6 protein-coding genes are annotated in these 5,233 nt (G+C 35.2%); 5 read left to right on the top strand and 1 reads right to left on the bottom strand.

The window, feature by feature from the left end; genetic code table 11:
- From ACFIO3_RS08535 to ACFIO3_RS08515, 5 genes are all read left to right on the top strand, one after another.
- The coding region (locus ACFIO3_RS08535) for a DUF177 domain-containing protein (RefSeq protein WP_375704315.1) at window positions 1-417 on the top strand (417 nt) is incomplete at its 5' end.
- A gap of 155 nt (window positions 418-572) precedes the next feature.
- Window positions 573-1,643: a phosphate acyltransferase PlsX gene (gene plsX / locus ACFIO3_RS08530; RefSeq protein WP_375608298.1), complete on the top strand. Its 1,071-nt coding sequence runs from the start codon at window positions 573-575 to the stop codon at window positions 1,641-1,643.
- A gap of 48 nt (window positions 1,644-1,691) precedes the next feature.
- On the top strand, window positions 1,692-2,666 hold the full coding sequence (locus ACFIO3_RS08525) for a beta-ketoacyl-ACP synthase III (protein WP_375704314.1): 975 nt from the start codon (window positions 1,692-1,694) through the stop codon (window positions 2,664-2,666).
- A 77-nt stretch (window positions 2,667-2,743) separates the two neighbouring features.
- Window positions 2,744-3,067, top strand: coding sequence for an integration host factor subunit alpha (locus ACFIO3_RS08520; protein WP_375608296.1), 324 nt, complete (start codon window positions 2,744-2,746; stop codon window positions 3,065-3,067).
- Window positions 3,068-3,257: 190 nt separating this feature from the next.
- The gene (locus tag ACFIO3_RS08515) at window positions 3,258-3,761 is read left to right on the top strand and encodes a MerR family transcriptional regulator (protein WP_375608295.1); all 504 of its coding nucleotides are present in this window, start codon (window positions 3,258-3,260) and stop codon (window positions 3,759-3,761) included.
- Between the two features lie 1,086 nt (window positions 3,762-4,847).
- Here ACFIO3_RS08515 and ACFIO3_RS08510 read toward each other — a convergent pair.
- A partial coding sequence (locus ACFIO3_RS08510) for a His/Gly/Thr/Pro-type tRNA ligase C-terminal domain-containing protein (RefSeq protein WP_375704313.1) occupies window positions 4,848-5,233 on the bottom strand: 386 nt, incomplete at its 5' end.

The following is a 5,233-nucleotide window of genomic DNA, read 5'->3' as shown; positions in this document are numbered from 1 at the left end:
ATTGAAGTAAAATCTTGTGAGGGAAAATTTCATATTTTCCCGTGGAAAAAACGCGGAGTGCGTATAAAAGGTCTGTTACAAGCACGTATACTACAGTTATGTATTGTTACATTAGAACCTTTAGAAAATATTCTCTGTGAAAATATTGACGTTGTTTTTGTTCCTGAAGATTCAAATTTGATAAAACCCAAAATATCAGAAGGGACTGGAGAATTATTTTTAGATGTGGAGGGGCTTGATACTCCGGAAGTATTTTATAATGATAAAATTGATATTGGTGCAATCATGGAAGAGTTTTTTGAGTTGTCTATTAATCATTATCCACGTAAAGAGGGGATAAATATGCATGTGGTTAAAAATTTAGAAGAAGCAGAGCAAAAACTCTCGCCATTTTCTGTTTTGAAAAATTGGAAGTAATTGTAAAAACATAAAAAAATTATCTATTGTATGCTATGATAAAAACGATATTTTCCGCGGAGCTATTTTCGCAAGATATGTTTTGTGAGTATTCAGAAGCCAAAAATCATAATATACATTTAAAAATGTAAATAAAAGATGTGGGATATGCAAGCGTGATTAGAATTTCTGTGGATGTTATGGGTGGTGATTACGGTCCAGAAGCAGCTATTGCAGGAGCAGCAATTGTACAAAAATATTTGTCAAATATTTATTTTCTGTTTTATGGGATAGAAGAGATCGTTAAGCCAGTTTTAAAAAAATATCCCTGTTTAGATTCTGTCTCGCGCTTTTATCCCACAGAAAGTTATACGCGCATGGATGAAAAGCCAAGCCAAGCACTTCGTAATGGACGTGGTAAATCATCAATGTGGTATGCCATTGAAGCGATAAAAAATGGTGAAGCTGATGCCTGCGTTTCTGCTGGTAATACGGGAGCGCTGATGGCTATGTCTTATTTTTGTTTAAAAATGCTAGCAGAAGCTGAACGTCCTGGAATTGCGGGTATCTGGCCAACACTTCGCAGTGAGAGTATCGTTTTAGATATTGGGGCAACAATTGGTGCGTCTGCTCGTCAGTTGGTGGATTTGGCGGTTATGGGAGCGGGTATGTTTCGCGCTTTGTATCACACTGAAAAACCAAGCGTTGGGCTTTTAAATGTGGGGGTGGAAGAGGTTAAAGGACTATACGAAATAAAAAAAGCAGGAATGATATTACGTGAAGTACAATTAGAAGGATTGGAATATAAAGGATTTGTTGAGGGCAATGACATTGGGAAAGGAACAGTAGATGTTGTTGTAACAGAAGGGTTTTCTGGTAATATTGCTTTAAAAACCGCAGAAGGGACCGCGCGACAGATAGGAGAGATTTTAAATTCTGCGTTGCGCAGTTCTTTTTTAACATCTCTTGGTTATTTTTTATCGCGGGGAGCTTTTCGTACACTGAAACATAAAATGGATCCCGATAGGGTGAATGGAGGAGTACTTTTAGGCTTGAATGGTGTTGTCATCAAAAGTCATGGCAGTGCTAATGCTAATGGTTTTGCTTCTGCTATCCGAGTTGGTTATGAGATGGTTAATAACGGACTTTTACAAAAAATAACTGCTGATTTACGGCGATTTCATGAAAATAAAGGAACACTTTTTGATCAGGAAGAAGAAGCAGTGATGAATGGAGAGTCCTTATGATAAGCTCTTATAATAGAAATGAAAAGTCTGAAAAAAGGTGAGAGCTGAATGATTCGATCAATTATACGTGGTGTAGGAAGCGCTTTGCCAAAAAGAAGTTTGTCAAATGATGAGATTGCAAAGTTTGTTGAAACATCGGATTCATGGATTGTTCAGCGTACAGGAATACATCAACGTTATATTGCCAATAAAAATGAAACAACCGTTTCTTTAGGAGTCGAAGCTGCGCAAGAAGCTCTTATAAATGCTGGTCTTACAATAAAGGATATTGATTGTATTATTTTAGCAACCTCAACACCAAATCGTACTTTTCCTGCTTCTGCTGTTGAAATTCAGTATGCTTTGGGAATGAGCCATGGATTTGCTTTTGATATTCAAGCTGTTTGCTCTGGTTTTATTTTTGCTTTAACAACAGGAGATGCTTATATACAGTGTGGAGCAGCTAAAAGAATTTTAGTTATTGGATCCGATACATTTTCTCGGATTTTAGATTGGGAAGATCGTACGACGTGCGTTTTGTTTGGTGATGGTGCGGGAGCTGCTATTTTGGAAGCGCAAGAAGTTGAAGGGGGGATTGCTTTTGAGCGTGGTATATTATCTGCAAAACTACGTTCTGATGGTGCTTATATAGATAAGCTGTATGTTGATGGTGGACCTTCAACAACACAAACAACAGGCTATTTGCGTATGGAAGGACGAGAAGTCTTTAAATATGCTGTTGGTATGATAACGGATGTGGTTGATGATTGTTTTGCAGCTGCAGGTATGGATTCTTCACAACTAGATTGGTTTGTACCTCATCAGGCTAATAAGCGCATTATTGAAGCATCTGCTAAAAAGCTGGGAATTTCACTAGATAAAGTTGTGATTACCGTTGATCAACATGGTAATACGTCTGCTGCATCAGTTCCGTTGGCTTTAACAACAGCTGTTTGCGATGGAAAAATAAAAGAAGGAGATCTTATCATGTTAGAAGCTATGGGAGGTGGATTTACATGGGGAGCAATTCTTATTCGTTGGTAAATTATGGCTACTTGACCATATTTCAAGTAAACGTATAAGTCATTTTGTAATTTTTAATATTTAAATAGGTGGTTATAATGACAAGTAAGACAGTAACGCGTGCAGATTTAGCGAGCGTAGTTTGCAAAAAAGTGGGCTTGTCACATACTGAATCAGCAGCTTTGGTCGAATTGGTTTTGGATGAGATTTGCAACTCACTTGTAAGAGGTGAGGCTGTTAAACTCTCTTCTTTTGCAACTTTTCAGGTGCGCAGTAAAAATGAACGTGTTGGGCGCAATCCAAAAACAGGTGTTGAAGCGCCTATTCCACCACGACGTGTTGTAACATTTAAGGCTGCAAATGTACTTAAGCAGAGAGTTTTAGATTCGCATCGTGCAAGACAAAAAAATAGTATATCATAAATAAACGCGTGATAATGTTTGGTGTTTATTTAAAAATGTATAAATATAAGATAAAGTCCTGTATTTTGAGAAAAAAACTGTTTAGTAAGTAGTCAATTATGGTCCTATTTTTGACTAATCTTGTTGAGAAATTGAAACGTAATGAATCATTGTCAAATCATTTTTCGTGTTTTAGATAAGGTGTTGAAAAATGGATAAAAGCTCTGATGCTTTTCGCACAATTAGCGAAGTAGCCGAGTTGTTGGAGCTTCCGCAGCATGTCTTGAGATTTTGGGAAACACGTTTTAGGCAGATTAAACCAATGAAACGTGGAGGAGGAAGACGCTATTATCGTCCGGTCGATGTTGATTTACTCAATGGTATTAAGCAGTTATTATATGATCAAGGTTATACAATAAAAGGTGTGCAGCGTCTTTTGAAAGAAAATGGGGTTGCTTTTGTAACTGCTTTTGGGAATGGCGATCTTGATACCATGAATATTGTCATAGAGAAAAATCAAGTAGGACAAACTTTCGAAAATACCAGCAATAAGCCTAAAAAATCTTCTTTTGGGCTTTTGAGTTTCATAAAGAATGAGGGAGAAGCATCTGTTGGTTCTGTGAATCTTTACAAAGATAAAACCGATAAAGCATTGTTGCAAGAAATACTGTTTGAACTCATTGAATGTAAGCGTGTTCTTGATAGAGCACGATAATGTTTTTTTATTTATGTTCTCTTATTTTTTGGGTAAAACATGCGTTTGGAGGTTTCTTTATAAATCAGTATAGCGTCTAGCGCAGTCATGTGTCGTAGATATTAAACATTTTATAATGTGTGCCCCGAGCTTTATATGTTAAACAAGCATAATGTACCATATGTATCTATTTGACGAATTTTTTTTATAAGAATTTTAGATTTGGTATAATATGAAGAGGGGAAAGAATTAACGTTGAATTTTGCAATTTTTCTTTGATTTAGCTGTATAACTCTTAGGGAAGTTAAAATAACATTTAGTCAGTGGAAGTCGCGAAATTTATAACGCTATTGTGTTTCCAATTCACACACTTGTTTTAAAGAGATATCTTTGAAAGCATCTAAGCCCATTTTGCTACGGTGCTTGTGAATAGTATAACGGTAAATCCATTGAGCACCAACATTTTTACGCTTGTAAAAGAGTAAGCTGGTATCATCATTATATTTAGCTCGCCTTCAATGTTTGCAAAAAACTTAGCTCTTGAGACTTTTTAGTCCTTTTTTAAATAGTTGCCACACACTCATCCCGCTTGTCACGTACAAGCGAATAATTTTGGTTGATTCAACACAAAAAGATTTGAAATGAGAGTATCCTATGATAGTCGAGATTCTTATTTAATATGAATAATAGTATATATTATTATAAATCAATATGTTGTCTTTTTTTGATAATACTATACTTTATGAATAAGATACATTATCATTCAGCTAGTTTACATATTTATTAATAAATATAATCTTGTTTCCAGTTTTATTTCTTGATGTTGCTATAATTCGTAATGATTTATCTATGATAATAGCACCATCTTTCTATTATAAAGCTAATAGATTAATGCTAGAAATTGGTATTTATTAATATTCAATTGTCTAAGATTTTTGCATTTAAACGGCTTATAACTCTTACATTCAATTTTTACTCATCCGCTTTGTAGAGTGTGATCAGATGATCCTTTCTTGTGATAGGTAATTATGTATAAAACCCCAAAACACGACAGTATCAAATCGTTTTATTTTGTATAAAAATTGATATCTTACCATCTTCTGTGATTTATATATTTATTACACGTTGCAAATCTGGAGGTGTTGCCTCATTTGAGAGTTGTTTAATCACATCTTTTATAGATAAAAAGGTTTGATTCGTACTTCCTAAGCGGCGCATATTTACGCTGTTTGTTTCAGCTTCACGTTTGCCGCATACCAAAATTACGGGAACTTTTTGTAAAGAATGTTCTCGTATTTTATAGTTAATTTTTTCATTGCGGAGATCTGTTGTTGCTGAAAGCCCAATAGCTTTAAGTTTTGCTGTTATTTTTTTGGCATATTCATTTGCTTCAGATGTAATTGTTGCAACAACAACTTGTTCAGGAGCAAGCCAAAGTGGCATATGTCCAGCAAAGTTTTCGATTAATATACCAAGGAAACGCTCCATTGATC

It is taken from the genome of Bartonella sp. AD328YNZD (assembly GCF_042196425.1).
This window is presented reverse-complemented; position numbering and strand designations above follow the sequence as displayed.